Raw genomic sequence first — 25,769 nt, forward strand, 5'->3', positions numbered from 1 at the left:
GAGACGCGCGCGTGCGTCAGTGCTCGCGGGCCATCCGGACGCATTGCGGGAGAGCCCGTCACCGGGCCTGCCCGTCATTCGGGGGACCGGATCTCACCTGCCGCTTCCAGGCGCTCTCGCCTGCCCGAGGAGTAGTCGTTCGATGAGCGAGCACCGTCGCAAAACGTCGCAACCGCAAGGTGGCGGACGTGCCGCGGCCCGACGAGCCGCCCAGCAGTCCTCAGGACGCCGCGCAGCACCGTCACGCGGAGTAACTTCAGCCTCACCTTCCGGCTCGCACGGCGAGGAGGCCCCGTACGAGGGTCGTGCAGCCGCCAGACGCGCGGCCCAGCGTGGCGGCGGAGGCCGCGGAGGTTCCGACGGCGGTGGCGGCGGACGGCGTCGCGGCGGCGGGGACGGCGGGCATGAGGGCAGCGGGCGCGGTGGCCGGCGCCCGGCCAAGAAGCGCTTCATCGACTACCCGCGCGCCGGCCGCCAGGGCCTGCGCCGCTGGGTTCCGTCCTGGAAGCTGGTGTCCAGCCTGTGCATCGGCTTCCTCGGCCTGCTGATGGGCCTTGCCGGTCTCGCGTACGCGATGGTCGCCAAGCCGGAGGTCCAGGCCGCCGCGAAGGCGGAGAACAACGTCTATTTCTGGGCGGACGGCAGCCAGATGGTGGCCACCGGCGGTGAGGTCAACCGCCAGGTCATCGACTACGCGCAGATCCCCGAGGCGATGCGCAACGCCGTCATCTCGGCCGAGAACAAGTCCTTCGACACCGACCACGGCATCGACCCCATGGGTATCGCCCGCGCCGTGTTCAACATGGCCAAGGGTGGCGAGACCCAGGGCGGTTCGACGATCACCCAGCAGTACGTCAAGAACTCGCGGCTGTCGCAGGAGCAGACCCTCAGCCGCAAGTTCGAGGAACTCTTCATCACGCTCAAGGTCGGCAGCGAGATGAAGAAGAACGACATCATGGCCGGGTACCTGAACGTCTCGTACTACGGGCGCGGCGCCTCCGGCATCCAGGCCGCGGCTCGCACGTATTACGGCGTGGACGCCAAGGACCTGAACGCGAGCCAGTGCGCCTTCCTGGCCAGCCTCCTCAAGGGCGCCAGCTATTACGACCCGGCCGGCGCGCCGGAGGTCGACTCCGTGCAGGCGACCGCGGCCAAGAACCGCGTGCGGGCGGAGAAGCGCTGGAAGTGGATTCTCGACGAGGAGGTGAAGGACGGCCGGATGTCCCAGGAGGAGCGGGCCAAGTACACGAAGTTCCCGATGCCCGACAAGCCGAAGCGGGCTGCGCAGCTGGGCGGCCAGATCGGCTACCTCGTCAACACCGCCAATGCCGAGATCTTCAATAAAACCAAGATCAACAAGGACATGCTCGACCAGGGCGGCTACGAGATCCACACGACCTTCGACAAGAAGAAGGTCAATCAGCTCAGCACGGCCGTGAAGCGCGTCTACGACGAGAACATCGATCCCAAGAAGCGCCCGGAAGACACCCACGTGCAGTTCGGTGGTTCGTCGGTCGAGCCCAAGACCGGTGCGATCCAGGCGATCTACGGTGGCGTGGACGCGACCACGCACTACCAGAGCAACGCCGGCCCCACCGGCGCCGCGGTCGGCTCGACCTTCAAGCCCTTCGTGCTGGCAGCCGCCATGGAGTACGGCAAGCGGGACCCGTCAGGCGGCGCGGAGCAGGACGAGTCGCAGCGTACGAAGGTCTCTCCGCTCAGCATCTACAACGGCGCCAACAAGCTGAAGATCAAGAAGTACAACGGCGACATCTGGACCGACAAGGCCGGCCAGGAGTGGCTGCAGACCAACGACGACCACGAGTCGTACGGCAACATCACCCTGCGTGAGGCCATGCAGTGGTCCGCCAACTCCCCCTACGTGCAACTGGGTATGGACGTCGGCACGGACAAGGTGAAGAAGGCGGCCATCGCGGCGGGCCTGAAGGACGACCAGTACATGGCGGATGCCAGCGTGCCGTCCTTCTCGATCGGTACGTCCTCGCCCAGTGCGACGAGCATGGCCGGCGCCTACGCCACCTTCGCGGCCCGGGGCCAGCAGCGCGATCCGTTCTCCGTCACCGAGGTGAAGAAGCGCGGCAAGCCGGAGTACCAGCACAAGGCGGTCACCAAGAGCGCCTTCGACAGCGCCATCGCCGACAACGTGACGGACGTGCTCAAGAACGTCGTCGAGAAGGGCACCGGTACGTCGGCCCAGCTTCCCGGCCGTGAGGTCGCGGGCAAGACGGGTACGACCGACGACAACCTGTCGGCATGGTTCGTCGGCTACACGCCGCAGTTGTCGACGGCGATCAGCATGTACCGACTGGACGACAACGAGAAGCACAAGAACCGCGGGTTCGAGAAGATGTACGGCACCGGTGGCAAGGACAAGATCCACGGTGCCTCGTTCCCCGCGCAGGTCTGGCACGACTACATGGTCGAGGCGATGAAGAAGGAGAAGGCGGAGTCCTTCCCCAAGGCGGAGCCGATCGGGGAGAAGGTGTACGGCGGCGGCGCGTCCAAGAAGCCCACGCCCACGCCCACGCCCACGCCGACCGAGACCGAGACGACGAAGCCGACCCCGTCGCCCACCCCGACGCCCACACCCGACGTTCCGACCCCCGATCCGACCGAGAGCTGCGGTACGTGGGGCTGGAACTGCCAGAACAACGGCGGCGCCAACGCGGGCACCGTTCAGGGGAACGACGGCGGCACGGACACGGGTACGAGCCAGGGCAACGACGGCGGCACGGACACCGGCACCACCACCGGCACGACCGGCGGTGACGCCGGTTCCGACGGGGGCACCACCACCGGAGCCAATAACGGAACCACCAACGGCACCGGAAACAACAGCACCGGGAACAGCAACTGGTGGGGTGGTACGACCGGGTAGAGCCCGGTACGGCAGGCGATGAGGGCCGCGGCACCCCGGTGCGGCGGCCCTCGTCCTTTCCACAGCGCCGTACGGCAGGATGTGCGGCATGCCAAGCGCAGAGGACACGAGCGTGCACCAGGAACGGCCCGTCGTACGGCCCACGCACCGGGACGAGGTCGCGGCGGCCGGGAGCGAGCTGATCGGCGGGAGGTCGGGCCGATGGTCGCGGCTCGGCAGCGCCGCACTCACCCCGGTGGGGGCGATCGCCCTGGTGGCTATCGGGATGTTCGCGCTCGGCATGGTGCAGAAGCTGCCCTGTTACAACTGGGCGTGGTTCAGAGGAGCCGGCTCCCAGTACACGCACGCGTGCTACTCGGACATCCCGCACCTGTACTCGGGTCGCGGCTTCGCCGACGGGCTGGTGCCGTACTTCGACCGGCTGCCCGGGGACATGCAGTTCCTGGAGTACCCCGTCCTCACCGGGGTGTTCATGCAGGTCGCGGCGTGGCTGACCCCGGGCGGCGGTTCCATCCAGGCGCAGGAGCAGACGTACTGGCTGGTCAACGCCGGGATGCTGATGATCTGCACCGCCGTGATCGCCGTCTGTGTCGCCCGCACGCACCGGCGGCGCCCCTGGGACGGCCTGCTGATGGCGCTCGCGCCCGCCTTCGCGCTCACCGCCACGATCAACTGGGACCTCCTGGCTGTGGCGCTCACCGCCGGGGCGATGCTCATGTGGTCCCGGAGCCGCCCGCTGGCGTTCGGCATCCTCATCGGCCTTGCGACGGCCGCGAAGCTCTATCCCGTCCTGCTGCTGGGGCCCGCGTTCGTCCTGTGCTGGCGGGCGGGCAAGTGGCGGGAGTTCGGGGCGGCGGCGCTGGGCACGGCAGGCTCCTGGCTGGTCGTCAATCTGCCGGTCATGTACTTCGCGCCCGAGGGGTGGAAGAAGTTCTACACCTTCAGCGAGGAACGTGGCATCGACTTCGGGTCGTTCTGGCTGGTCATCACGCAGCGCACCGGTGAGTCCATCGACGTCGGCACGGTCAACACCGTCTCGACGGTGACCACCATCGCCCTGTGCGCCGCGATCGGCGTCCTGACCCTGACGGCACCGCGCCGGCCGCGCTTCGCGCAGCTCGCGTTCCTGGTCGTCGCGGTGTTCATCCTCGTCAACAAGGTCTACTCACCGCAGTACGTCCTGTGGCTGATCCCGCTCGCCGCGATGGCCAGGCCGCGCTGGCGGGACTTCCTGATCTGGCAGACGTGCGAGGTCCTGTACTTCCTCGGGATCTGGCTGTACCTCGCGTACACGACGAGCGGCGACAAGCACCAGGGCCTGCCGACGGAGGGCTATCAGCTCGCGATCGTGCTGCATCTGCTGGGAACGCTGTACCTGTGCGCTGTCGTCGTACGGGACATCGTGATGCCGGAACGCGACGGGGTACGGCGCGACGGCTCGGACGATCCGTCGGGCGGGGTGCTCGACGGGGCCGAGGACGTGTTCGTACTGTCCGACCTCGTCGAGACCGGTGGCGCACGCCGGGAGGCGCTGTCCGCGGCGCCCGGGCCGCGGGTGGAGTGGGGTACGGCCGGCACGCCCGCCGCCGACTGAGCGGGGCGGGCGCGCGGGCTCAGCGTTCGACGATGCGGTCGTACTGCGTGGTCGTGTGGCGCAGGTGGGCCACGAGTTCGTCGCCCACCCGGGGCTCCTCGGCGTCCGAGGGAACGAACAGGATCGACACCTGCATGTGCGGCGGTTCGGCGAACCAGCGCTGCTTGCCCGCCCAGACGAACGGGGACAGGTTGCGGTTCACGGTGGCCAGGCCCGCCCGGGCGACCCCCTTGGCGCGCGGCATCACGCCGTGCAGCGCCTTCGGCGCCTCCAGGCCCACGCCGTGCGAGGTGCCGCCGGCGACGACGACCAGCCAGCCGTCGGACGCCGCCTTCTGCTGGCGGTAGCCGAACCGGTCGCCCTTGACGACGCGGGTGACATCGAGCACGGCGCCCCGGTACTCCGTCGCCTCGTGGTCACCGAGCCAGAGCCGGGTGCCGATGCGGGCGCGGAACCGGGTCTGCGGGAACTGCTGCTGCAGCCGGGCGAGCTCGTCGGCGCGCAGGTGGCTGACGAACATCGTGTGCAGCGGGAGCCGGGCCGCCCGCAGGCGGTCCATCCACGTGATGACCTCCTCGACCGCGTCCGACCCGTCCGTACGGTCCAGCGGCAGGTGGAGGGCGAAGCCTTCCAGGCGTACGTCCTCGATGGCCGCGTGCAGCTGCCCGAGCTCCTCCTCCTTGACGCCGTGGCGCTTCATGGAGCTCATGCACTCGATGACGACCCGGGCGCCCACCAGGGCGTGAACCCCGTCCACGGAGGACACGGACCGTACGACGCGGTCGGGCAGCGGCACCGGTTCCTCACCGCGCCGGAACGGCGTGAGGACCAGCAGATCGCCGCTGAACCAGTCCTTGATGCGGGCGGCCTCGTAGGTGGTGCCTACCGCGAGGATGTCGGATCCGAAGCGGATCGCCTCGTCGGCCAGCCGCTCGTGACCGAAGCCGTACCCGTTGCCCTTGCAGACCGGCACGATGCCGGGGAACTGGTCGATAACGGATTTCTGGTGCGCCCGCCAGCGCGCGGTGTCGACGTACAGGGAGAGCGCCATGGCCGGTCCGGAACCCTTCTGGTGGCTGCGGTGGATCAGGGAGGAGAAGCGTGTTCAGGCCCCATTGAAACCAATGGAGCCGGTTTCGTCAGCTGTGGGGCCCGGATCAGCGGCGTGACATGTAGATGTCGAGCGCCTTGTGCAGCAGCTTGTTGAGCGGGAAGTCCCACTCGCCGAGGTACTCCGCCGCCTGCCCGCCGGTGCCGACCTTGAACTGGATCAGGCCGAAGAGATGGTCGGTCTCGTCCAGCGAGTCGGAGATGCCGCGCAGGTCGTAGACCGTGGCGCCCATGGCGTACGCGTCGCGCAGCATCCGCCACTGCATCGCGTTGGAGGGGCGGACCTCGCGCTTGTGGTTGGCCGAGGCGCCGTACGAGTACCAGACGTGTCCGCCGACGATCAGCATGGTCGCCGCCGCGACGTTCTCGCCCTCGTGGCGGGCGAAGTAGAGGCGCATCCGGTTGGGGTCCTCGCTGTTGAGGGCCGTCCACATGCGCTGGAAGTAGCCGAGCGGGCGCGGGCGGAAGCGGTCGCGCTCCGCCGTGATCTCGTACAGCCGCTGCCACTCCGAGAGCTCCGCGTAGCTGCCCTGGACGACCTCGACGCCGGCCTTCTCGGCCTTCTTGATGTTGCGCCGCCAGAGCTGGTTGAAGCCCTTGTGGACGTCTTCCAGCGAGCGGTTCGCGAGCGGCACCTGGAAGACGTAGCGGGGCTGTACGTCACCGAAGCCGGCGCCGCCGTCCTCGCCCTGCTGCCAGCCCATCTTCCGCAGCCGGTCGGCGACCTCGAAGGCGCGCGGCTCGATGTGCGTGGCCTCGACATCGCGCAGGCGCTTCACGTCCGGGTCCTGGATGCCGGACTTGATGGCCGCCGCGTCCCAGCGGCGGATGATCACCGGCGGGCCCATCTTCACGGAGAAGGCGCCCTGCTGCTTGAGGTGGGCGAGCATCGGCTCGAGCCAGTCGCTCAGGTTCGGGGCGTACCAGTTGATGACCGGGCCCTCGGGCAGGTACGCCAGATAGCGCTTGATCTTGGGGAGCTGCCGGTAGAGCACCAGACCGGCGCCGACGAGCTGGCCGGTCTTGTCGAACCAGCCCAGGCTCTCGGAGCGCCACTCGGCCTTCACGTCCGCCCATGCCGGGACCTGCATGTGGCTGGCCGCGGGCAGACTCTGGATGTACGCCAGATGCTGCTCTCGGCTGATGGTCCTCAGGGTCAGGCTCATGCGGGGCGCTCCTCGGCAGGTGTGTCCCCATCGGTCAGGGGCTCCGGCTCTCGCGCCGAAGCCTACTGTGGCCGTGAAGCGAGCGGTCTGGCCCCGTGTACCTGTACGCGTGCGGGGGCGGCCCCGTCCGGTGACGGGGCCGCCCGGGCCGGACCCGGGAGGTCAGCCGATCACGCCGCCGAAGAGTCCGCCGTGGGCCATGCCGAGGAAGAACCCGAGGGCGGACGCGCCCATGCCGATGATCAGCGGGAACCTCTCGCGCGTGGTGACGGAGATGTACTGGCCGTACGCCCCCGTGAGGATTCCGATGAGGCCCGCCCATGAGCTGAGCAGGTGCAGGTTGTGGAACATCGCCGAGATGAAGGCGAGGGCGCCGAGGACGAGCGTGACCACCACGAGCGCGCCCTGCAGCGGATGGGGCCTGCCGTCCGTGGCGAAGAGCGAGACGGAGGGGCGGGTCCGCGTTACGTGTGCCATGGAGTACCTCCTGGCCGACATGCGGCGCGGTTGTGGCGCCGCTCACACCCCGATGTGTACAGATTGCGTCCCCTGACCACCGGATTTCAACCGGAAGGCGGTCTGCGGGTACTCTGGACGGTCTGCACCGGTGTCTGCCCAGGCCAGCACGGGCCGCCCCTCCTCATCGAGGGCGCTGTCAGTGGGGGCTGTTTTACTCGGGCACCGTTGCTCAACGCATCACGACCCTCCTGCCACGGAACGACCGTGGCCGCTGAGTCCAAAGGAGGTGGGTTCCACATGCGTCACTACGAGGTGATGGTCATCCTCGACCCCGATCTCGAGGAGCGAGCAGTCTCCCCGCTGATCGAGAACTTCCTCTCCGTCGTCCGTGAGGGCGAAGGAAAGGTTGAGAAGGTCGACACCTGGGGCCGTCGTCGTCTCGCTTACGAGATCAAGAAGAAGCCCGAGGGCATCTACTCGGTCATCGACCTGCAGGCCGAGCCTGCGGTCGTCAAGGAGCTCGACCGCCAGATGAACCTGAACGAGTCGGTCCTCCGGACCAAGGTCCTCCGTCCCGAGATCCACTGAGCTTCTAGCTCAGTGGTCATCGGGTTCGAGTAGCAGCAAGCAGCCAGAAGCAATCCCCGCCGAGAGGTTCACCCATGGCAGGCGAGACCGTCATCACGGTCGTCGGCAATCTCGTCGACGACCCCGAGCTGCGCTTCACCCCGTCCGGTGCGGCGGTCGCGAAGTTCCGTGTCGCGTCCACTCCCCGCATCTTCGACCGGCAGACCAATGAGTGGAAGGACGGCGAAGGCCTGTTCCTCACCTGCTCGGTCTGGCGGCAGGCGGCGGAGAACGTCGCCGAGTCGCTCACGCGAGGCATGCGCGTTGTCGTGCAGGGCCGGCTGAAGCAGCGGTCTTACGAAGACCGCGAGGGCGTCAAGCGCACGGTCTACGAGCTGGATGTCGAGGAAGTCGGCCCCAGCCTCAAGAACGCCACAGCCAAGGTCACCAAGACCACCGGTCGCGGTGGTCAGGGCGGCCAGGGTGGATACGGCGGCGGCCAGCAGGGCGGCGGAAACTGGGGCGGCGGTCCCGGTGGTGGCCAGCAGGGCGGTGGCGGTGCTCCCGCCGACGACCCGTGGGCCACGAGCGCGCCGGCCGGCGGCCAGGGCGGGGGACAGCAAGGCGGAGGCGGCTGGGGCGGAAGCTCCGGCGGTTCCGGCGGCGGCTACTCGGACGAGCCCCCCTTCTAGGGCAGCTCGTACCCCCACTTCTTGATCACACAGGAGAAACACCATGGCGAAGCCGCCTGTGCGCAAGCCTAAGAAGAAGGTCTGCGCGTTCTGCAAGGACAAGACCCAGTACGTGGACTACAAGGACACGAACATGCTGCGGAAGTTCATTTCCGACCGCGGCAAGATCCGTGCCCGCCGCGTCACCGGCAACTGCACGCAGCACCAGCGTGACGTCGCCACGGCAGTCAAGAACAGCCGTGAGATGGCGCTGCTGCCCTACACGTCCACCGCGCGATAAGGGAAGGGTGACCGAATCATGAAGATCATCCTCACCCAGGAAGTCACCGGCCTCGGTGCCGCTGGCGACGTCGTCGACGTCAAGGACGGGTACGCCCGTAACTACCTGGTTCCGCGTGGCTTCGCCATCCGCTGGACCAAGGGCGGCGAGAAGGACGTGGCGCAGATCCGCCGCGCCCGCAAGATCCACGAGATCGCGACGATCGAGCAGGCCAACGAGGTCAAGGCCAAGCTCGAGGCCGTCAAGGTCCGTCTGGCCGTTCGCTCCGGCGACGCCGGCCGGCTCTTCGGCTCCGTCACCCCGGCCGACATCGCCTCGGCGATCAAGGCCGCCGGTGGTCCGGACGTCGACAAGCGTCGCGTCGAGCTCGGTTCGCCGATCAAGACGCTGGGCGGGCACCAGGTGTCCGTCCGTCTGCACCCCGAGGTCGCTGCGAAGCTCGGCGTCGAGGTCGTTGCTGCCTGATCGGGCCGCACCTCAGCAGAACAGTGAAGGGCCGCACCCTGAGGGGTGCGGCCCTTCGCCGTTTCACGTGAAACATGCCGGGGCGGTCAGCGGGTCGCGCCGGTGACCAGCCACTTCCCGGAGCGGGTACGGAGCCAGAGCGTTGCCATCCGCACGATCATCATCAGCCCCATCGCACACCACAGGGCGCCGAGCCCGCCGCCCAGGATGGGGACCAGCACCGCCGCAGGGGCGAAGACGGCCAGCGTGACGAGCATGGCCCAGGCCAGGTACGGTCCGTCGCCGGCGCCCATCAGCACGCCGTCCAGGACGAAGACGACGCCGGCGATCGGCTGGGTGACGGCCACCACCAGGAGGGCGGGCAGTAGTGCATCCCGGACCGCTGTGTCGCTGGTGAACAGGGGGACGAACAGTGGGCGGGCCAGGACGATCAGTACGCCCAGCACTACACCGGACGCGATCCCCCACTCCACCATCCGGCGGCATGCCTCGCGTGCGCCCTGAGCGTCGTCCGCGCCCAGGTACCGCCCGATGATGGCCTGCCCGGCGATGGCGATGGCGTCCAGGGCGAAGGCCATCAGGCTCCACAGGGAGAGGATGATCTGGTGGGCGGCGATATCGGTGTCGCCGAGCCGGGCGGCGACCGCCGTGGCGATGAGCAGGACGGCCCGCAGCGACAGCGTTCGGACCAAGAGGGGCGCACCTGCCTGGGCGCAGGCCCTGATGCCCGCCGCGTCCGGGCGCAGCGACGCGCCGTGGCGCCGGGCGCCCCGCACGACGACGACCAGGTACGCGGCGGCCATCGCGAGCTGGGCGATGACGGTGCCCCAGGCCGAGCCGGCGATGCCCAGGCCGGCGCCGTAGACGAGGCCGGCATTGAGGGCCGCGTTCGCGGCGAATCCGCCGATGGCGACGTAGAGCGGGGTGCGGGTGTCCTGGAGGCCACGGAGTACGCCGGTCGCGGCCATGACCACCAGCATCGCGGGGATGCCGAGGCTGGAGATCCGGAGATAGGTGATGGCGTGGGGCGCCGCGGTGGAGGAGGCGCCGAACACGTCGACGAGCCAGGGAGCCAGGGGGAGCGTCAGGGCGATGACGGCGAGGCCCAGCAGGAGGGCCAGCCAGATGCCGTCCATGCCCTGGCGGATCGCGGAGGCCAGGTCGCCGGCGCCCACCCGGCGGGCGACCGCTGCCGTGGTGGCGTACGCGAGGAAGACGAAGATGCTCACCGCGGTCGTCAGAAGGGCGGCGGCGACCGCCAGTCCGGCCAGCTGCGGGGTGCCGAGATGGCCGACGATCGCACTGTCGACCATCACGAACAGCGGCTCGGCCACGAGCGCGCCGAAGGCCGGTACGGCGAGCGCGATGATCTCGCGGTCGTGCCGTCGGCGGCGGGACGACGGGGTTCCCGGTGGCTGGATCATGGCAGTCAATCTAATCTTCCACAGGTAAGAGATGCAATCGGTCCGGGGTCCTTACATTTTCTTGTCTGTGGGTAACTCTTGCACCGGACACGCGATGATCTCGCCCCGACCGTCCAACTTTTTCTCCCCCACAGCCGGTGGACGGGAAAATTGCAGGTCAGAGCAGTGTTTGCAGGTGGTCTATGAGTTTGTCCACAGTGCTGTCCCCTGGTCCGTGCACAGGTTCCGGGGGGTTCTCCACAGCATCTGGTCGCTCGTCCACAGGGCCTGTGGATAACCAGATTGGCTGACGGTGCCGAGCCGCCTACCGTAGTCCGGCGCCCCCACCCTGTTTCGGCTCTGCGAGACCGCAGAACTCGACACACCGGAACCGGAGTCGGGGCTCTTGTTTGTCGGTGCCGTGCCGTAAGAAAGAGGGGCACGGCTAGGTCCGCGGAGCGGACGGGAGGAGGTGGCCGGGTGAGCATTCCCGAACCCCTGGACGACCCCTGGGCGGACACCGGCCCCAGTGACCGGCTGCCCGTATCCCGCCAGCGCCGGGGTGAGGACCGGGACCGCGGCGACCGCCACGACCGAGGCCGGGAGTCCCAGGACTGGGAAGGCGGTTCCCCGGGCTTCGAGCGGGTGCCGCCCCAGGACCTGGACGCGGAACAGTCCGTGCTCGGTGGCATGCTCCTGTCCAAGGATGCCATCGCCGACGTCGTGGAGATCATCAAGGGCCACGACTTCTACCGCCCCGCCCACGAGACCGTCTATCAGGCGATTCTCGACCTCTACGCCAAGGGCGAGCCGGCCGACCCGATCACCGTGGCCGCCGAGCTGGTCAAGCGCGGCGAGATCACCAAGGTGGGCGGTGCGCCCTATCTGCACACCCTGGTCCAGTCCGTGCCGACGGCGGCCAACGCTTCGTACTACGCGGAGATCGTCCACGAACGCGCGGTCCTGCGGCGGCTCGTGGAAGCCGGTACGAAGATCACGCAGATGGGATATGCGGCCGACGGCGATGTCGACGACATCGTGAACTCGGCCCAGGCGGAGATCTACGCCGTCACCGAGCAGCGGACCAGCGAGGACTATCTGCCGCTCGGCGACATCATGGAAGGCGCCCTCGACGAGATCGAGGCGATCGGGTCCCGCAGCGGCGAGATGACCGGCGTGCCCACTGGGTTCACCGACCTCGACGCCCTCACCAACGGTCTGCACCCCGGCCAGATGGTCGTGATCGCTGCTCGTCCTGCCATGGGTAAGTCGACCCTCGCGCTGGACTTCGCCCGCGCCTGCTCGATCAAGAGCAACATGCCCAGCGTGATCTTCTCCCTGGAAATGGGCCGGAACGAGATCGCGATGCGTCTGCTGTCCGCCGAGGCACGGGTGGCCCTGCACCACATGCGTTCCGGCACGATGACCGACGAGGACTGGACGCGGCTGGCCCGGCGGATGCCGGACGTCTCCGCGGCCCCGCTCTACATCGACGACTCCCCCAACCTCTCCATGATGGAGATCCGGGCGAAGTGCCGTCGCCTCAAGCAGCGCAACGACCTCAAGCTGGTGGTCATCGACTATCTCCAGCTGATGCAGTCGGGAGGTTCGAAGCGCGCCGAGAGCCGTCAGCAGGAGGTCTCCGACATGTCGCGAAACCTCAAGCTCCTGGCCAAGGAACTGCAGCTGCCGGTCATCGCGCTCTCCCAGCTGAACCGTGGGCCCGAGCAGCGCACGGACAAGAAGCCGATGGTCTCCGATCTCCGTGAGTCCGGCTCCATCGAGCAGGACGCCGACATGGTGATCCTGCTGCACCGCGAGGACGCGTACGAGAAGGAGTCGCCGCGCGCCGGCGAGGCGGACCTGATTGTGGCCAAGCACCGAAACGGCCCCACGGCGACGATCACCGTTGCCTTCCAGGGCCATTACTCCCGCTTCGTGGACATGGCACAGACCTGACCCGCACCAGGCCGGGAAATGGAGTCGCCATCCGCCGGTGCGGGCGGTAGTTGTTGACGATGACTTCTCCAGCCGAACAGTTGCTTCCCGGTACCCGGCGGGCCTTGCTGCACCGCGTCGCCACGGCTCAGGCCGAAGGGCGAGCCCCTTCTCTGGTCGCTGCCGTACAACGACAGGGGCAGGTGGTCTGGGAGGATGCGCGCAGCTGTGTCGACGGTCACGCCCCGGACTCCGACACACAGTTCAGGATCGGGTCCCTCACCAAGACCTTCACCGCCGTCCTCGTGATGCGGCTGCGTGACGAAGGGCTTCTCGACCTGGCGGATCCGCTGGAGAAGTACCTGCCCGGCACCGATGCGGGGCACGTGACCATCCATCAGCTGCTGGGCCACAGCGCGGGGCTGGGAGCCGAGACGACCGCGCCCTGGTGGGAGCGGACCCCCGGCAGCCTGCGGCCCACGCTCGCGGATGTGCTCGACGAGCAGGTCGGGATGCACCCGCCCGGCAACCGGCACCACTACTCCAACCCGGGCTATACGCTGCTCGGTTCGCTGGTCGAGGCCGTACGGGGGGCTTCCTGGGAAGAGGTGCTGCGCCGCGAGGTGCTGGAGCCCCTCGGCATGCACCGGACCAGCCCGCTTCCTCAAGCTCCGCACGCCGGCGGCTGGGCGGTGCACCCCTGGGCGGATGCCCTGCTTCCCGAACCGGCTGAGGACCTGGGCCTCATGGCGCCCGCCGGGCAGCTCTGGTCCACGACCGCGGATCTGCTCCGCTTCGCGGCTTTCCTCGCCGAGGGTGATGACCGAGTGCTCGGCGCGGCTTCCAGGGAGGAGATGAAGCAGCCGTCGTCCGCTCCCGCGCCCGGTGAGTGGGTCGACCACTACGGTCTGGGACTGCAACTGGTCCGGCGCAAGGACCGCACCTTCATCGGGCACACCGGCTCGCTTCCCGGATTCCTGGCCGCCCTCTGGGTCAGTGCCGAGGACGACGTGACAGCCGTGGTGCTCGTCAACGCGACATCCGGGGTCGCGATCGGCGAGGTGGCCGCCGATCTCGTGGACATCGTCGCCGAGGCCGAGCCGCGCATCCCTGAGCCGTGGCGCCCGCTGCCCGAGGTGGACCCGGAACTCCTTGCCCTGACCGGGCCGTGGTACTGGGCCACGCGGCCCAACATCCTGACGCTGCACGCCGATCGCGGGCTGGAGTTGCGACCGGTGAACGGCCAGGGCCGGGGTGCCCGCTTCAGCGCGCGCCCCGACGGCACCTGGGTCGGCCTGGACGGCTATTACGCGGGGGAGACGCTGCGGATCGTGCGGAACCCGGACGGCAGCGTGAACCACCTCGATCTGGGGTCTTTCGTGTTCACGCGTGAGCCGTACGACCCCGCAGCAGCGGTTCCCGGTGGGGTGGACGAGGCAGGGTGGCGCGGTCTGGGGGACTGAGCGCAGCCGGACGCGCCCGGAACCGTGCTGCCCGTTTCACGTGAAACGGGCAGCACCGCCGCTCAGGCCGTCAACTCCCTTTCCAACGGGGTCCGGAAGCGTGGAGTGATCCGGGCCTTCCCCACCCAGCCCGCCAGCCGTGCCGCCTCGGTTTCGATCGCTGCCGTGGCCTCCCGACCTGGATCGGTGAGCAGACGCCAGGTGAGCTCACCGTCGCCTCGTTGGGCCCAGCCGCCCACGATCCGGCCGTCCCACCACACCGTGGGGCCGATGTTGCCCGAGCGGTCGAAGAGGGCCGCCCGGTGCTCGGCCGGCAGATGGAAGCCGCGGTCCGCCCAGCCCATGCCGCTCGGGTCGAGCGCGGGCAGCAAGGCCACCCAGGGGGCCCGGGCGGGCTCGGGCTCCGTGTCTCCGGGGGCGACCCAGGCCGGTGCGCCGCTGTCGAGCCGCACCTCCACCGCGCCGATGGCCGCGAGAGCGGTACGGACCTCACGGGTCCCCCAGCCGGTCCACCACTTGAGGTCGGCCTCGGTGCCGGGGCCGTACGCCCGGAGCCAGCGCAGGGCCACTTCCGCCTGGGCGGGAGCAGCCTCCTCGACCGGCCGGGGGCGGGCCGGAGCCCAACGGAACTGGCTGGAGGTCCAGGAGCCCCGTGGCCGGTCCCTGCGGATCCTGCCCTCGGCGGCGAGCACCCGGATCACCCGGGTCGAGACGCCCTGGACCGTCTCCTGCTTCTTCCCGGGGAAGACGGTGATCTTGGTGCGAAGGGCGGCCACGCCGGCGGCGAGTTCGCTGCCCGAGACGGGGCCGCTGCCGTCCAGGAAGGCGAGGGCGCTCTTCTCGGTCTCATCGAGCCACCGCTCGTCCAGGCCGTTGCCGTCCTCGCGGAGATGCTTGACCAGGGTGCGGCGCTCCTTGGCGGCCACGGCGCGCGCGTTCGCCGCTTCGACGTGCGGGGCCATCTCGTCCGACACGACGAAGAGGGTGTTGCGCATGGAGAGCATCCGCACCAGGGACACCTCTTCGTAGAGGGACCGCTCCACCGCGGTGACGTCCGGCTCGGCGAGCCTGGCGCAGACCGAGAGAAAGACGGTGGCCGCGTCGGTCGCGTGGAGCGCGACGACTGCATCGGCCACCGCGACGGGCGACGAGGCCCGTTCGCCGGGGGCCAGTAGATGGCGGCGGACGAGCCGGATGCGGCGCTGTTCGTCACTGATGCGTTGCACGTCGGCTCCTCGGGAACGCGGCAGGCAGGTCAGAGGGCGAGTTTGAAGCCCACATGGCTGGCGATGAACCCCAGCCGTTCGTAGAAGTGGTGCGCGTCGGTGCGGGACACGTCGGAGGTGAGCTGGACCAGCTGGCAGCCCTGTCGGCGTGATTCGTCCACGGCCCACTGGATCAGCCGGGTGCCCAGACCGCTTCCCCGTTCGTCCGCGTGGATGCGGACGCCCTCGATCACCGACCGGGTCGAACCACGGCGGGACAGCCCCGGAATGACGGTCAGCTGCAGGGTCCCGACGACGCGCTCCGCGCGCACGGCGACCATCATGTGCTGATTCGGGTCGTCGGCCAGCCGCTGGAGTGCCGCTCGATAGGGCGCGAGGTCCTCCGGTGACTCGCGCTGGGAACCCAGCGGGTCGTCGGCGAGCAGGGCCACGATCTCGGCCAGGTCGTCAGCGGTCGCGCGGCGTATCTCCAGATCGTTCATGATCCGCAGCCTACGCAGTCGGGCGGTACTAGGGCCTTTCGTTTGGCTCAGGGTGGGCTCGCGGGGCGTGGCACGCGCGTCTGCCGCGTTGTCGCCCTCCTTCGCCTTGCAGCCACACGCACCACGCCCCGCCCCCTGATCCAGCCTGATCCAAACGAAAGGCCCTAAGCGGAAACGGCCTTCAGTTCCTCGACGGCCCGGACGAGCGGGGCCAGTTCGGGATTCTCGGCGGCGTCGTCGAGCGCGATACGCAGAGCGCGGTCGTTGGTGGGCCGGGCCTCGGAGAGCAGGGTGAGCCCGTCGGGGGTGACGTCGGTGTAGATGCCCCTGCGGTCGGTGTCGCAGAGATACCGGGTCAGCAGCCCGCGGTCTTCGAGGCGGGTGACCAGGCGCGTGGTGGCGCTCTGGCTCAGCCCGACGGCATCCGCCACCTGCTTCATCTGAAGGTGACCGCCCGGGCCGCTGTGCTGCCGGCTGAGGACGTCCAGCAGGGAGTACTCGCGCACACTCAGGTCGTGACCGCTCTGCAGAGCCCGCTCGATGCGGGTCTCGATCCTGCCGTGGAGCAGGGACAGCGCGATCCAGCCCTGGGAAAGGGCGGTCAGGGCCGGGTCCGTGGCTGTCATGGTCTCTCCTCCGTGCCGGAGCTGCTTACGACCAGAGTAGCCGACGTGCGCAATAGTCAGCGCTTGCAATTAAAGAGCGTCTGCAACTATTGTTCACGCATGTAAGGCGCAGTAGCAATCTTCTGGGAAGGGAACCCATGCCGCTCGCACTCCTCGCCCTGGCCATCGGGGCATTCGGTATCGGGACCACCGAGTTCGTGGTCATGGGGCTGCTTCCTGAGGTGGCCGCCGAGTTCCAGGTGTCCATCCCTGCCGCCGGCTTCCTGGCCACGGGCTACGCACTCGGCGTCGTGCTCGGGGCGCCGCTGATGACCGCGCTCGGCACGAAGGTCAGCCGCAAGCGGATGCTGATGATCCTCATGGGCCTGTTCATCGTGGGCAATGTGGTCACCGCGGCCGCACCCGTCTTCGAGGTGATGGTCATCGGCCGTGTGATCGCCTCGCTCGCCCACGGTGCCTTCTTCGGCATCGGAGCAGTCGTGGCGGCCGACCTGGTCGCCCCGCAGAAGAAGGCGGGCGCCATCGCCCTGATGTTCACCGGGCTCACCGTCGCCAACGTCGTCGGGGTGCCGGTGGGTACCTATGTCGGACAGCACGCCGGCTGGCGGGTCACGTTCTTTCTCGTCGCCGCGCTGGGCGTCCTCGGTCTGCTCGGTGTCGCCCGGCTCGTTCCCGAACAGCCCCGCGCCGAGGGGATCAGGCTGCGACAGGAGGTCGCCGCGTTCCGCAATGTGCAGGTCCTGCTGGCCATGGCGATGACGGTTCTCGGATTCGGGGGCGTCTTCGCGGCGATCACCTACATCACGCCGATGATGACGGACGCCGCCGGATACTCGACCTCCGCCGTCACCTGGCTGCTGGTCCTCTTCGGACTCGGCATGGTCGGCGGCAACCTGATCGGCGGCAGGTACGCCGACCGCCGCCCCACGCTCATGCTCGCCGTGTCGCTGGGCGGCCTCGCCCTGGTCCTGGCGCTCTTCACCCTGACCGCCCACAACAAGGTCGCGGCAGCGGTCACCCTCGTCCTGATCGGTGCCTTCGGCTTCGCGACCGTGCCTCCGCTGCAGAAGCGGGTGCTCGACCAGGCGGTGGACGCCCCGACACTGGCCTCCGCGATGAACATCGGTGCCTTCAACCTCGGCAACGCGCTCGCGGCCTGGCTCGGTGGGCTCGTCATCAGTGCCGGTCTCGGCTACACCGCCCCCAACTGGGTCGGCGCGGCGCTTGCCGCATCGGCGCTGCTTCTCGCCTTCGCCTCCAGCGCGCTGGAGCGCCGCACGACCGCGCCGAGCCGCCTCGTCGCCACCCACGCCCCGGAGCCCGCTGTGGTGCCCGAGCCCCGGAGCTGATGCCGGGGTCAGCCCGTGGCAAGGCTGAAGGGCGCGAAGTACCGGGGCCAGTCCGCGTACTGCCGCCCGCCGAGCGTCATCACCGTGGTCTCCGAGCCCGACCGCAGTCCACAGCGCCCGAGCCAGTCGAGCAGTTCCTCGTGGCGGGCGTCGACGTCCACCCGCAGCGGCCGGTCCGTCGCCTCGGCCAACGAGGTCAGGAGCAGCTGTGCCGTGGAGGTGTCCTTGGCGATCAACGGTCCGACCGCGTGGTTCGGCGCGCTCGGCGAGAGCGCGGCGAATCCGGTGAGCTCCCCGTCCTCCTCTGCGACCCGCAGGTGATCGGCGAACGTCGGGAGCCGGGTCAGCAGATGCGTGCGGTCGAGCCCGAAGACGGCCGAGTCGAGCCGCACCACCGCTCGTAGGTCGTGGGCGGAGGCCGACCGGATGACGGCCCCGGAGCCGCCGTGAGGCTTCGGCCCGGCTGCCTCAGTCGGCTGGAAGGCCCCGCTCATGCGGACGGTGCGCCCCACCGGCGCGAAACCGAGCTCTTCGTAGAGAGGACGGCCCGACGCTGTCGCATGGAGGCTGAGCGGGGTGTCCCCGGCGGCCTCGATCACTCGCTGCATCAGATACCGGCCGACTCCGCGCCGGGCATGGCGTCCGGCGACCAGCAGCATGCCGACGGCGGCCATCTCGGAGCCGTACGAGACCACCACGCAGGAGGCCATCAGGCCCTTGCCGTCGGGGTCATCGATGCCGTAGCCCGTGCCGGCGGCGAGCAGCAGCGTCCAGCGCTCCTCGTCGCGAGGCCAGCCCCGGTCCTCGCTGAGATCGGCGCAGACGACCAGGTCGTCCCGAGTGAGGCGCCGGATGGGGAGATCGGACAGCGGGCGGGGCAATGAGCTGGGCATACCGGCCAGGCTCTCCGACCGATGATCGCCCGTCCACCGCTTTACCGGAACTGGCCGGGTCCCGCAGCGAAATTGGGTCTGGACCTCAGTCATGAACGGTTTCACGTGAAACACGGGAAGGTGTGAGAGCCGGCATCGCGCGAGCCGGTCGGCACCGGTGCGAGAGCCGGCACCGTACTGGCCGGTGGGGCGCGTCAGCCCAGGTCGGCGGCGTGCAAGGCCCGGACCCCCTCGATATTGCCGTCCAGGTAGTGCCGCAACGACAGCGGCACGAGGTGCACCGCGGCGATGCCGACCCGGCTGAAGGGCACGCGTACGACGTCGTACTCGCCGCAGGGGGCGTCGATCTCGGGACCGTGGCGCAGGGACAGGTCCATGGAGTCGAGGCGGCAGACGAAGAAGTGCTGGACCTTGACGCCCTTCACCCCGCCTTCCTCGATGTGTTCCACGGTGTCGACGAAGCAGGGCACCACATCGGTGATCTTGGCGCCCAGTTCCTCGTCCACCTCGCGGTGCAGGGCGTCGACAACGGTGGCGTCCTCGGGCTCGACCCCGCCACCCGGCGTGAGCCAGTACGGGTCCACCCCGGGCTTGGTGCGTTTGATGAGGATGAGGTCGTCGCCGTCGAGCAGGATGGCGCGTGCGGTGCGCTTGACCACAGGACGTTCGGTCATGGCAGAAGCGTGGCCCACGGGGCCCGTTCTGAAACACCGGGACGCGGTTGGGTGCTCCTGCGGTCACCAGTCGGCCGCGGCCCGCAGCAGCCATTCGTGCGCCCGGGCGAGATGCGGAAGCGCGAGCGTGCCGGTCCGCGCGGCCAGGAAGTACGTGCGCAGGGGCGGGACAGCAGGATCGAGAAGCGCCACCACCGCGCCGCGTTCCAGCGCGTCCTCGCACAGATAGCGCGGTAGCACGGCGAGCCCGGCACCGGAGGCCGCGCATTCCAGGACCGCCCGCAGGTCCGGGGCGATGACGGCACCGGCGGCCGCAGGCGGACTGTCGAAGACGGCGGCCCAGTAGCGGGAGACGAGCGGCAGGCTCTCGTGCACCTCCACCACGGGAAGCTGCTCCAGGACCACGGGACCGTTGCGTCGCAGCGCGCCCGGTCCCAGCCGGCCGGCCCAGCGCGGGGCGGCGACCAGGACGTGCTCCTCGTCGCAGAGCGGGGTGGCGGTGAGCAGTTCTCCGCGCGGCCGTGCTGTCACGACGGCCAGGTCGTGGTGCCCGGCGGCCAGGCCCTCCAGGGTCTCGTCCGTGTCGGCGGAGAACGACCCGCGCAGTGCGAGGCCCTGGGCGATCAACGGTGTGAGCGCGGGCAGGACGCGCAGGGAGAGGAATTCCGGTGGGCCCGCCAGATGCAGGGTCCGCACGCCCGACTCCTCATCGAGGTCGGTCTCGGCGATCTCGACCAGTGCGTCCAGGTGCGGAGCGGCCCGGTGGGCGAGTTCGTCGCCGATGGTCGTCGGGGTCACTCCCCGGGCCCTGCGCAGGAACAGCGGGCGGCCCAGTTGTCGTTCCAGGGTGCGTATCTGGGAGGTCACGGCGGGCTGCGAGAGACCCAGCAGCGCGGCGGCGCGGGTGAACGAGCCGGCTCGGTGAACGGTGACGAAGGTGCGCAGCAGGGCCAGATCCACGTCTCGTCCCTCCCGCCCTCACGCAGTGACGTATCCGATGGGACCCCGGACAACTATAAATATGTCGATAGGCCGCTGTCGCTACTGTGATTGGACACTGACGCAGAGTCAACTAGCCTTGTCGAGACGGCCCTTCACGAGACGAACACGAAGGGCCGGGGCGGTCCGAGCCACGAGGGGGGAGGCTCGGACCGCCGTAGCCCGCGGCGGGATCAGCTTCCGGCGGTAGCCGTCGCCAGCGCCTGTTCGACATCGGCCACCAGGTCGGCGGCGTTCTCGGCGCCCACGGAGAAGCGGATGAAGCCCTCCGGCACGGCATCGCCGCCCCAGCGTCCCCGGCGCTCGGCGGTGGAGCGTACGCCTCCGAAGCTGGTGGCGTCCTCGACCAGCCGCAGGGCGGCAAGGAAGCGCTCCGCGGTCCCCCGGTCGGCGAGCACGAACGACACCACCGAACCGAAGCGGCGCATCTGGCGTGACGCGTTCGCGTACGAGGCGTCGGTGGGCAGGCCGGGGTAGCGCAGCCCGGACACGGCCTGGTGCTTGGCGAGCACCTCGGCGAGCGCGAGGGCGTTGGCGCACTGCCGGTCGATCCGCAGCTCCAGGGTCGCCAGGGAACGGTGCGCGAGCCATGCCTCCATCGGCCCGGGGATCGCACCGGCGATCTTGCGCCAGCGCCGCACCCCGGCCGTGAGCTCGGGGTCGCGGCAGGTCACGTGGCCGAGCAGCAGGTCGCCGTGGCCCGTCATGCCCTTGGTGTCGCTGGCCACGGAGAAGTCGGCGCCCAGCTCCAGCGGACGCTGGCCGAGCGGGGTGGCGAGGGTGTTGTCGACGGCGACCAGCGTGCCGCCGGCGTGCGCGGCCTCGACGAGGCGCCGCACGTCGCAGACGTCGAGGCCCGGATTGGAGGGCGTCTCCAGCCACAGCAGCTTGGCGCCCTCCAGGACGGCGAGCTGTGCGTCGCCGCCGGTCGGCGCGGTCCGCACCTCGACTCCGTACGCCTCCAGCTGCTCGCGCAGCAGGGGAAGTGCCTGGTAGCCGTCACCGGGGAGGACGACGGCGTCCCCGCTGCGCGCCTGGGAGAACAGGACGGCCGAGATCGCCGCCATTCCGGAGGCGAAGACGGTGGTCTCCACGTCCTCGCCCGGCGCTTCGAGTTCCCCGATGGCCTGTTCCAGCCGGGTCCAGGTCGGGTTGCCGTCCCGGCCGTAGGTGTAGGGGCCGGTCGGCTCGCCGGACAAGTGGAAGTGCGCGGCGAAGACCGGTCCGGGAAGAGTGGGCTCGTTCTGCTGCGGTTCCGGCAGTCCCGCGCGTACCGCGCGCGTTCCGTCGCCCTGGGTGCTCATGGTTTGTGGTCCTCGATTCTCTCCCCGGCCGGTCACCGGTCCTGGTCGCACTGTTTCAGGTGGATGCGGGCGGCTCCCCGCCGGGCGGATCAGTCCTCGTCCGGCAGGACGACGTTCAGCGCCCAGGACACGATCGAGACGATCAGGCCACCGAGGACGGCGGTCCAGAAGCCCTCGACGTGGAAGCTCAGGTCGAGCACTCCGGCGAGCCATGAGGTGAGCAGCAGCATCAGGGCGTTCACCACGAGGGTGATCAGGCCCAGGGTGAGGATGAAGAGGGGCAGGGTGAGCAGCTTCACGATCGGCTTGACCACGACGTTGACCAGGCCGAAGACCAGCGCGACAAGAACGAGGGTCAGGGCCTTGCGGCCGGTGCTGCCGCCGTTCAGCGTGATGTTCTGGACCAGCCAGATGGCCACGGCCAGCGCACCCGCGTTGGCGATCGTCTTGACTACGAAATTCTTCATGTGTCTGATCGTGGCAGACGTGATCGGTGGCGGACACCGGCTGGGCAGAGCAAGGGGCGGACGGTCCATGAAGGCATTCAGGCTGGACGAACTGGAGGCGGAACGGGCCGCCAATGACGGTGCTTACCTGCAGTTTCTTCGCGAGCGGAACATGTCGGTCGGCTTGTACGCCCTGGACGCAGGCGATCTCGACCCGCAGAAGCCGCACAGTCAGGACGAGGTCTACTTCGTGGTCAGTGGTCGCGCGTCGATCACCGTCGGCATGGAAACGACACAGGTGGGAAGAGGAAGTGTCGTGTATGTACCCGCGGGCACGGCCCACAAGTTCCACCACATCACCGAGGACCTGCGCGTGATGGTGGTGTTCTCGCCGCCCGAGGGATGAGTCCGCAGCCGGTGCGTCCCAGGGTTCCCTAAGGGATCGATCAGGGGAGGACAAGGGCTTCCCGGGCTCCGGCGGCCGTCTCTCGCCTCTAGCATCGAAGCAGGAACTCACAGAGACGAGGTAAGGACGATGGCCGTGCGGGAGATATTCGCTGGGATGCCCTGGTGGGTGAAGTGGATCGCGGTGCCCGTGATCGCGATCGTCGTGTTCGGTGGTCTGATCGCCAGCCTGGTCGCGTTCGTGGTCGGTCTGCTCTTCAAGATCCTGATCTTCGTGATCCTGGTCGGCGGGCTCGTCTTCCTCGTACGGAAGTTCATGTCGTCGTCCTCCGGAAACGGCTGGTGACCGCACGCCCGACGGGGGATTAGCCCAGCTGAGCTAAGGGAAAGACGAATCGGCACCCGGTCCCAGGGCGGCCGATACAGTGACAGTCCTCTGCCACCACCTGGGAAAACACCGTAAGTCACCACCCCGACCAGTGGTTTGTACGGGATCCGGACTCCGGACCCCCAGGTCCCCGGCAGACCTGTGGGGGCGGCCCCCACGGGCGGGCTGACCGCCCGTCACCACGCCTGGGGGTGACCGTTGACCACGGCATCGAGTACTGCTGTTCCGACACTCATCGGGTCGGTCCAGCGGGCGCTGAGGCTGCTGGAGGCTGTGGGCACCCATCGCGACGGGGCCCCGGCCAAACAGCTCGCGAGGGAGGCGGGGCTTCCCCTTCCCACGGCCTACCACCTGCTGCGGACCCTGACCCACGAGGGATATCTGCGCCGTGAGAACGGCGTCTTCCGCTTCGGTGCCGCCGCCGAACGGCTGATGGGTGACCGCGCCGCTCAGAGCCGCCGCAGCGTCATGGCCCGTTCGCTGGGCCGCTGGCGGGACATCGTCGGAGCCCCGGTGTACTGCGCCATCTATCGAGAGGGTGAGATCGAGCTTCTCGCCGTGGCGGACACCCCCGAGCGGCCGGCGGTCGACGAGTGGGCGGCGTTCCGTGAGACCGGCCACGCGCACGCGATCGGCCAGTGTCTGCTGAGCCGACTGGACGAGAAGGCCCGCGAGGACCACCTGGACCGGCACCCGGTGCGTCCGCTGACCCGGTACTCGGTGCGCGACCGAGCGGCGTTCCTCACCCGGCTGCGGTCGCTGGAGCGTACGGAACCGGTCATCGAGCGCCAGGAGTACGCGCTCGGGACCGTGTGCGCGGCCATCCCGATCACGGCTGGATTCACCGCCGCCGCGATGGCCATTTCGGTACCCCTCCACGAGGAGGATCGGTTGCTGCCCGCAGTCGAACGGCTACGCGGTGAAGTGTCGAGCCTCTTGCGTTCGTTCGTGTTCTCTATCAGTATCTGAAAAATCACTCCTTGTGATCTGCTATCGCGTGCACCACGATGGCGTCAATAGGGCCATGGGGGATCATTCCTGGCCAGATTCATCTACTGCGGGGTTGAACGATGCGCGAGTCGGTTCAAGCTGAGGTCATGATGAGCTTCCTCGTCTCCGAGGAGCTCTCATTCCGTATCCCGGTGGAGCTCCGGTACGAAGTGTGCGATCCGTACGCGATCCGGATGACCTTCCATCTGCCCGGCGACGCCCCCGTCACCTGGGCTTTCGGCCGCGAGCTGTTGCTCGACGGCCTCAACAGCCCCAGTGGTGACGGCGATGTCCACATCGCGCCGACCGAGCCCGAGGGGCTGTGTGATGTCCACATCCGGCTGCAGGTGGGTGCCGACCGTGCGCTCTTCCGGGCGGGCACGGCACCCCTTGTCGCCTTCCTCGACCGTACGGACAAGCTGGTTCCGCTCGGGCAGGAGTGCACGCTGGGTGACTTCGACGGCAATCTGGAGGAGGCGCTGGGGCGCATTCTGGCCGAAGAGCAGAACGCGGGCTGACGTGGTCCACGGCCCGGGAGCCGACTTGCCACTCGAACACGACACCTGCCGATCGGGTGAATCACGCTGTGTGTTCCGGTCACGGCTTCGCCCGCCGTCGCCGTCCCCTGCCGCTCCGCATGGGTGCCGATGCCCCGGCTTCCGCGCCGACCCCCGTGCGGTCCGCGGAGACGACCAGCGCGGCGAGCGCTGTCGTCACCGGTACGGAGGCGACCAGTCCGATCGAGCCGACGAGGGTACGCACGATCTCCTCCGCCACCAGCTCGCTGTTGGCGACCGTCCCCACACTGCTCTGCGCGACCGTGAACAGCAGCAGGAGGGGCAGCGCGGCGCCCGCATAGGCCAGCACCAGGGTGTTGACCACGGAGGCGATGTGATCGCGGCCGATTCTGATCCCTGCCCGGTAGAGCTGCTTCGCACTCATAGTGGGGTTCGCCCGGCGCAGTTCCCAGACCGCCGATGTCTGGGTGACCGTGACGTCGTCGAGCACGCCCAGGGAGCCGATGATGACGCCGGCCAGCAGCAGTCCGCTCATGTCGATGTGCGGATACAGGCCGTGGATGAGGCCGGTGCTGTCGTCGGTGTTCCCGCTCAGGCTTGCCCAGCCGATGAAGAGTGAGCCGAGCAGCCCGATCAGGAGCAGTGAGATCAGGGTGCCGATGACGGCGACGGAGGTGCGGGCGGTCGGTCCGTGGCAGATGTAGAGCGCGATCAGCATGATCGCTCCGGCCCCGACGACCGCCACCAGCAACGGATTCGAGCCCTGCAGTATGGCCGGAAGGATGAACAGGGTCAGTACGGCGAACGACAGGGCGAGCGCCACCAGGGCCATGACCCCGCGCATCCTGCCCACGAGCACCACGGCGAGGGCGAAGATTCCGGCCAGCAGATACAGGGGGAACTTCCGGTTCACGTCCGTCACGGAGTACTGGAGGTCATGGGGCGCGTCGGGGGCGTACGCCACCACCACCCCCTGGCCCTCCCGCAGTTGCCTCGGTGCGTCCGGCTGGACGACCTCGACGAACCGGCGCCCCGAGTCGGGGCCGGTGGTGACCTCGACGGTGGCCTTGTCGCAGAGGCTGCCGGACGTCGGCCGGTCCTCGGGGGGTCGGGTCTCGGCGCTTACGGGAAGCTGGGCGGCGTTCACGTCCTTGCAGTCGACCTCTACGACGCTCACCACCTTTCCCTGCTGGGTCTGCCGGTCGAAACCGACACCGGTCCGTTCGTGCGCCGGCGCACCGCCCGGCCAGAGCACCACGAGGCCGACGAGCACGGCGGCTGCGAAGGGGACCAGCACGGCGGCGATCACCTTGCGCAGATGGGCGGAGACGGGTGCGGCCGGGCCATGGCTGTGCGTGTGCTGATGGCCCTGCGGTTCCGGGTCGCGATGAGGGGACGTCACCGGCCGATCATCGCAAGAAGGAAGGGGCCCT

Annotated in this window: 26 protein-coding genes; 13 read left to right on the forward strand and 13 right to left on the reverse strand. The window is 69.0% G+C overall.

Features of this window, described 5'->3' with window-relative positions:
* Positions 1-142: 142 nt before the first annotated feature.
* Complete coding sequence (locus ACFZAT_RS25225; protein WP_391267412.1) at positions 143-2,899, forward strand: transglycosylase domain-containing protein; 2,757 nt, start codon at positions 143-145, stop codon at positions 2,897-2,899.
* Between the two features lie 88 nt (positions 2,900-2,987).
* Positions 2,988-4,493, forward strand: a complete 1,506-nt coding sequence (locus tag ACFZAT_RS25230; RefSeq protein WP_391267413.1) for a glycosyltransferase 87 family protein — start codon at positions 2,988-2,990, stop codon at positions 4,491-4,493.
* A gap of 19 nt (positions 4,494-4,512) precedes the next feature.
* Here ACFZAT_RS25230 and ACFZAT_RS25235 read toward each other — a convergent pair whose 3' ends face one another.
* The 3 genes from ACFZAT_RS25235 to ACFZAT_RS25245 all read right to left on the reverse strand — a co-directional run bounded on the left by ACFZAT_RS25235 (position 4,513) and on the right by ACFZAT_RS25245 (position 7,246).
* A complete protein-coding gene (locus ACFZAT_RS25235; protein ID WP_391267415.1) occupies positions 4,513-5,544 on the reverse strand; it encodes an alanine racemase in 1,032 nt (343 codons plus the stop codon).
* Between the two features lie 106 nt (positions 5,545-5,650).
* Positions 5,651-6,769 (reverse strand): peptidoglycan bridge formation glycyltransferase FemA/FemB family protein, encoded by a 1,119-nt coding sequence (locus ACFZAT_RS25240; RefSeq protein WP_391267417.1) that lies wholly within the window; start codon positions 6,767-6,769, stop codon positions 5,651-5,653.
* 162 nt (positions 6,770-6,931) lie between these two features.
* Positions 6,932-7,246, reverse strand: a complete 315-nt coding sequence (locus ACFZAT_RS25245; protein ID WP_391267418.1) for a hypothetical protein — start codon at positions 7,244-7,246, stop codon at positions 6,932-6,934.
* Positions 7,247-7,525: 279 nt separating this feature from the next.
* Between ACFZAT_RS25245 and rpsF the strand changes: the two genes are divergently transcribed.
* From rpsF to rplI, 4 genes are all read left to right on the forward strand, one after another.
* Complete coding sequence (gene rpsF, locus ACFZAT_RS25250; protein WP_018101872.1) at positions 7,526-7,816, forward strand: 30S ribosomal protein S6; 291 nt, start codon at positions 7,526-7,528, stop codon at positions 7,814-7,816.
* Positions 7,817-7,890: 74 nt separating this feature from the next.
* Positions 7,891-8,487 (forward strand): single-stranded DNA-binding protein, encoded by a 597-nt coding sequence (locus tag ACFZAT_RS25255; RefSeq protein ID WP_018522065.1) that lies wholly within the window; start codon positions 7,891-7,893, stop codon positions 8,485-8,487.
* A 43-nt stretch (positions 8,488-8,530) separates the two neighbouring features.
* Entirely contained in the window at positions 8,531-8,767 is a 237-nt protein-coding gene (gene rpsR / locus ACFZAT_RS25260; protein WP_003967857.1) for a 30S ribosomal protein S18, read from the forward strand.
* Positions 8,768-8,785: 18 nt separating this feature from the next.
* Entirely contained in the window at positions 8,786-9,232 is a 447-nt protein-coding gene (rplI, locus tag ACFZAT_RS25265) for a 50S ribosomal protein L9 (RefSeq protein ID WP_018101870.1), read from the forward strand.
* Between the two features lie 86 nt (positions 9,233-9,318).
* Here the strand turns inward: rplI and ACFZAT_RS25270 are convergent, their stop codons facing one another.
* The gene (locus ACFZAT_RS25270; protein ID WP_391267419.1) at positions 9,319-10,656 is read right to left on the reverse strand and encodes an MATE family efflux transporter; all 1,338 of its coding nucleotides are present in this window, start codon (positions 10,654-10,656) and stop codon (positions 9,319-9,321) included.
* A gap of 477 nt (positions 10,657-11,133) precedes the next feature.
* Between ACFZAT_RS25270 and dnaB the strand changes: the two genes are divergently transcribed.
* Positions 11,134-12,594: a replicative DNA helicase gene (dnaB, locus tag ACFZAT_RS25275; protein WP_391267737.1), complete on the forward strand. Its 1,461-nt coding sequence runs from the start codon at positions 11,134-11,136 to the stop codon at positions 12,592-12,594.
* Between the two features lie 59 nt (positions 12,595-12,653).
* On the forward strand, positions 12,654-14,036 hold the full coding sequence (locus ACFZAT_RS25280) for a serine hydrolase (RefSeq protein WP_391267420.1): 1,383 nt from the start codon (positions 12,654-12,656) through the stop codon (positions 14,034-14,036).
* A 62-nt stretch (positions 14,037-14,098) separates the two neighbouring features.
* On the opposite strand, the gene ACFZAT_RS25285 is transcribed toward ACFZAT_RS25280, so the two are convergent.
* The 3 genes from ACFZAT_RS25285 to ACFZAT_RS25295 form a co-directional block, all read right to left on the reverse strand.
* Positions 14,099-15,262, reverse strand: a complete 1,164-nt coding sequence (locus ACFZAT_RS25285) for a DNA glycosylase AlkZ-like family protein (RefSeq protein ID WP_391267421.1) — start codon at positions 15,260-15,262, stop codon at positions 14,099-14,101.
* A 29-nt stretch (positions 15,263-15,291) separates the two neighbouring features.
* The gene (locus ACFZAT_RS25290) at positions 15,292-15,744 is read right to left on the reverse strand and encodes a GNAT family N-acetyltransferase (RefSeq protein ID WP_391267423.1); all 453 of its coding nucleotides are present in this window, start codon (positions 15,742-15,744) and stop codon (positions 15,292-15,294) included.
* Between the two features lie 164 nt (positions 15,745-15,908).
* Positions 15,909-16,370, reverse strand: coding sequence for a MarR family transcriptional regulator (locus tag ACFZAT_RS25295; protein ID WP_391267424.1), 462 nt, complete (start codon positions 16,368-16,370; stop codon positions 15,909-15,911).
* A 137-nt stretch (positions 16,371-16,507) separates the two neighbouring features.
* Between ACFZAT_RS25295 and ACFZAT_RS25300 the strand changes: the two genes are divergently transcribed.
* Positions 16,508-17,719: an MFS transporter gene (locus ACFZAT_RS25300; protein ID WP_391267425.1), complete on the forward strand. Its 1,212-nt coding sequence runs from the start codon at positions 16,508-16,510 to the stop codon at positions 17,717-17,719.
* An 8-nt stretch (positions 17,720-17,727) separates the two neighbouring features.
* On the opposite strand, the gene ACFZAT_RS25305 is transcribed toward ACFZAT_RS25300, so the two are convergent.
* From ACFZAT_RS25305 to ACFZAT_RS25325, 5 genes are all read right to left on the reverse strand, one after another.
* Positions 17,728-18,612, reverse strand: a complete 885-nt coding sequence (locus ACFZAT_RS25305; protein WP_391267426.1) for a GNAT family N-acetyltransferase — start codon at positions 18,610-18,612, stop codon at positions 17,728-17,730.
* Positions 18,613-18,806: 194 nt separating this feature from the next.
* Positions 18,807-19,286 carry an NUDIX domain-containing protein gene (locus tag ACFZAT_RS25310; RefSeq protein WP_073966680.1) on the reverse strand — a complete coding sequence of 160 codons (480 nt, stop codon included), beginning with the start codon at positions 19,284-19,286 and terminating at the stop codon, positions 18,807-18,809.
* Between the two features lie 63 nt (positions 19,287-19,349).
* Positions 19,350-20,246, reverse strand: coding sequence for a LysR family transcriptional regulator (locus ACFZAT_RS25315; RefSeq protein WP_391267428.1), 897 nt, complete (start codon positions 20,244-20,246; stop codon positions 19,350-19,352).
* Between the two features lie 212 nt (positions 20,247-20,458).
* The gene (locus ACFZAT_RS25320) at positions 20,459-21,589 is read right to left on the reverse strand and encodes a cystathionine gamma-lyase (RefSeq protein ID WP_391267431.1); all 1,131 of its coding nucleotides are present in this window, start codon (positions 21,587-21,589) and stop codon (positions 20,459-20,461) included.
* An 89-nt stretch (positions 21,590-21,678) separates the two neighbouring features.
* Positions 21,679-22,056, reverse strand: coding sequence for a phage holin family protein (locus tag ACFZAT_RS25325; protein ID WP_391267433.1), 378 nt, complete (start codon positions 22,054-22,056; stop codon positions 21,679-21,681).
* Positions 22,057-22,123: 67 nt separating this feature from the next.
* Between ACFZAT_RS25325 and ACFZAT_RS25330 the strand changes: the two genes are divergently transcribed.
* The 4 genes from ACFZAT_RS25330 to ACFZAT_RS25345 all read left to right on the forward strand — a co-directional run bounded on the left by ACFZAT_RS25330 (position 22,124) and on the right by ACFZAT_RS25345 (position 24,336).
* Positions 22,124-22,441: a cupin domain-containing protein gene (locus ACFZAT_RS25330; RefSeq protein ID WP_073966684.1), complete on the forward strand. Its 318-nt coding sequence runs from the start codon at positions 22,124-22,126 to the stop codon at positions 22,439-22,441.
* Positions 22,442-22,570: 129 nt separating this feature from the next.
* On the forward strand, positions 22,571-22,786 hold the full coding sequence (locus ACFZAT_RS25335; RefSeq protein WP_073966685.1) for a DUF5326 family protein: 216 nt from the start codon (positions 22,571-22,573) through the stop codon (positions 22,784-22,786).
* Positions 22,787-23,026: 240 nt separating this feature from the next.
* Positions 23,027-23,797, forward strand: coding sequence for an IclR family transcriptional regulator (locus ACFZAT_RS25340; protein WP_275940990.1), 771 nt, complete (start codon positions 23,027-23,029; stop codon positions 23,795-23,797).
* A 101-nt stretch (positions 23,798-23,898) separates the two neighbouring features.
* Positions 23,899-24,336, forward strand: coding sequence for an SsgA family sporulation/cell division regulator (locus ACFZAT_RS25345; protein ID WP_018101854.1), 438 nt, complete (start codon positions 23,899-23,901; stop codon positions 24,334-24,336).
* Positions 24,337-24,415: 79 nt separating this feature from the next.
* Here the strand turns inward: ACFZAT_RS25345 and ACFZAT_RS25350 are convergent, their stop codons facing one another.
* Positions 24,416-25,738 carry a YibE/F family protein gene (locus tag ACFZAT_RS25350; protein ID WP_391267436.1) on the reverse strand — a complete coding sequence of 441 codons (1,323 nt, stop codon included), beginning with the start codon at positions 25,736-25,738 and terminating at the stop codon, positions 24,416-24,418.
* Positions 25,739-25,769 lie beyond the last annotated feature (31 nt).

This window comes from Streptomyces sp. NPDC008163 (genome assembly GCF_042956885.1).
Lineage (GTDB): Bacteria > Actinomycetota > Actinomycetes > Streptomycetales > Streptomycetaceae > Streptomyces > Streptomyces drozdowiczii_A.

Excerpts from the sequence above, each read along its gene's own strand:
- ACFZAT_RS25320 (WP_391267431.1), bottom strand. The coding sequence starts at position 21,589 with ATGAGCACCCAGGGCGACGGAACGCGCGCGGTACGCGCGGGACTGCCG.
- ACFZAT_RS25295 (WP_391267424.1), bottom strand. The coding sequence starts at position 16,370 with ATGACAGCCACGGACCCGGCCCTGACCGCCCTTTCCCAGGGCTGGATC.
- ACFZAT_RS25255 (WP_018522065.1), top strand. The coding sequence starts at position 7,891 with ATGGCAGGCGAGACCGTCATCACGGTCGTCGGCAATCTCGTCGACGAC.
- ACFZAT_RS25240 (WP_391267417.1), bottom strand. The coding sequence starts at position 6,769 with ATGAGCCTGACCCTGAGGACCATCAGCCGAGAGCAGCATCTGGCGTAC.
- rpsF (WP_018101872.1), top strand. The coding sequence starts at position 7,526 with ATGCGTCACTACGAGGTGATGGTCATCCTCGACCCCGATCTCGAGGAG.
- ACFZAT_RS25225 (WP_391267412.1), top strand. The coding sequence starts at position 143 with ATGAGCGAGCACCGTCGCAAAACGTCGCAACCGCAAGGTGGCGGACGT.
- ACFZAT_RS25280 (WP_391267420.1), top strand. The coding sequence starts at position 12,654 with ATGACTTCTCCAGCCGAACAGTTGCTTCCCGGTACCCGGCGGGCCTTG.
- ACFZAT_RS25270 (WP_391267419.1), bottom strand. The coding sequence starts at position 10,656 with ATGATCCAGCCACCGGGAACCCCGTCGTCCCGCCGCCGACGGCACGAC.
- ACFZAT_RS25335 (WP_073966685.1), top strand. The coding sequence starts at position 22,571 with ATGGCCGTGCGGGAGATATTCGCTGGGATGCCCTGGTGGGTGAAGTGG.
- ACFZAT_RS25305 (WP_391267426.1), bottom strand. The coding sequence starts at position 18,612 with ATGCCCAGCTCATTGCCCCGCCCGCTGTCCGATCTCCCCATCCGGCGC.
- ACFZAT_RS25330 (WP_073966684.1), top strand. The coding sequence starts at position 22,124 with ATGAAGGCATTCAGGCTGGACGAACTGGAGGCGGAACGGGCCGCCAAT.
- ACFZAT_RS25245 (WP_391267418.1), bottom strand. The coding sequence starts at position 7,246 with ATGGCACACGTAACGCGGACCCGCCCCTCCGTCTCGCTCTTCGCCACG.
- ACFZAT_RS25300 (WP_391267425.1), top strand. The coding sequence starts at position 16,508 with ATGCCGCTCGCACTCCTCGCCCTGGCCATCGGGGCATTCGGTATCGGG.
- ACFZAT_RS25230 (WP_391267413.1), top strand. The coding sequence starts at position 2,988 with ATGCCAAGCGCAGAGGACACGAGCGTGCACCAGGAACGGCCCGTCGTA.
- rpsR (WP_003967857.1), top strand. The coding sequence starts at position 8,531 with ATGGCGAAGCCGCCTGTGCGCAAGCCTAAGAAGAAGGTCTGCGCGTTC.
- ACFZAT_RS25345 (WP_018101854.1), top strand. The coding sequence starts at position 23,899 with ATGCGCGAGTCGGTTCAAGCTGAGGTCATGATGAGCTTCCTCGTCTCC.
- rplI (WP_018101870.1), top strand. The coding sequence starts at position 8,786 with ATGAAGATCATCCTCACCCAGGAAGTCACCGGCCTCGGTGCCGCTGGC.
- ACFZAT_RS25290 (WP_391267423.1), bottom strand. The coding sequence starts at position 15,744 with ATGAACGATCTGGAGATACGCCGCGCGACCGCTGACGACCTGGCCGAG.
- ACFZAT_RS25235 (WP_391267415.1), bottom strand. The coding sequence starts at position 5,544 with ATGGCGCTCTCCCTGTACGTCGACACCGCGCGCTGGCGGGCGCACCAG.
- ACFZAT_RS25325 (WP_391267433.1), bottom strand. The coding sequence starts at position 22,056 with ATGAAGAATTTCGTAGTCAAGACGATCGCCAACGCGGGTGCGCTGGCC.
- ACFZAT_RS25310 (WP_073966680.1), bottom strand. The coding sequence starts at position 19,286 with ATGACCGAACGTCCTGTGGTCAAGCGCACCGCACGCGCCATCCTGCTC.